The sequence below is a fragment of the Aeromonas sp. ZOR0001 genome (assembly GCF_000801015.1).
Classification (GTDB): Bacteria; Pseudomonadota; Gammaproteobacteria; order Enterobacterales; family Aeromonadaceae; genus Aeromonas; species Aeromonas veronii.
Map to the genome: position 1 here is coordinate 44,138 of NZ_JRJY01000046.1, position 895 is coordinate 45,032.

Annotated in this window: 1 protein-coding gene and 1 pseudogene; one reads left to right on the forward strand and one right to left on the reverse strand. The window is 61.8% G+C overall.

Annotation, left to right across the window (positions count from 1 at the left end):
• Positions 1 to 299 (reverse strand): LysR family transcriptional regulator (locus L972_RS20640; RefSeq protein WP_047436743.1); only part of this gene is annotated, 299 nt, incomplete at its 3' end.
• Between the two features lie 276 nt (positions 300 to 575).
• On the opposite strand from L972_RS20640, the pseudogene L972_RS21755 reads away from it, so the two are divergent.
• Positions 576 to 895, forward strand: a pseudogene (locus tag L972_RS21755) (5-methyltetrahydropteroyltriglutamate--homocysteine S-methyltransferase); the annotation flags it as partial.

Below are 895 nucleotides of genomic sequence, written 5' to 3' on the forward strand. Positions count from 1 at the left end.
CTGCCCGCATCGCCGCTCTGCAGGGCTTGCAACTGTTTCTCGGTCTGGGCCAGAGCGGGCAGTACCTGACGGGCGAGGGCGAGCAGCTGGCCGCCTGCCGCGGTCAGCACCAGCGGGCGGCTTTTGCGCAGGTAGAGCTCCAGATTGAGGCGGGTCTCCAGCTCTTTGAGCTGGTGGGAGAGGGCGGACTGGGTGAGGTTGAGGGTCAGCGCCGCACCGGCCAGCGAGCCCTGCTCGGCCAGCGCGGTCAATGTTTTCAAGTGTTTGATCTCTATCCCTGCATTGCTTGGCACTGCCATAAGATGGCTCCTTGTGAGATTGCGTATGGCGCTGAGGTTGCGGTCGGCGGTGGCCTGCTGCGCTTCTTGACTGCGGCACCTCTTGCACCTGTAAAAATCGGCCTCTGTATCCTCGCGGTGAACCTTACCGGCGGTCAGTTGAGGATTATTTGAGAGCCACTTGAAGAGGATTCAATAGCCAGCGTCACCTTATCTTGTCATTTTGGATGTGTAAACATCTGGATGGCTAAATCATCCAGTTTCCCATCAGATGAATGAGCATAAGGAAATGAACCTATGACACGAGCACACACCCTGGGCTTCCCCCGTATCGGCGCCAAGCGCGAGCTGAAATTTGCCCTCGAATCCTACTGGCGTGGCGAGACCACTCAGGCCGAACTCGTTGCCGTGGGCAAGACGCTGCGTGAGCGCCACTGGCAGGCCCAGCACGGCGCCGGGGTCAATCTGCTGCCGGTGGGCGACTTTGCCTGGTACGATCAGGTGCTCGGCACCAGCCTGCTGGTAGATGCGGTGCCTGCCCGCCACCGCCATGGCGAGACCGATCTCGACACCCTGTTCCGGGTCGCCCGCGGCCGTGCGCCGACCGGCCCGGCGGC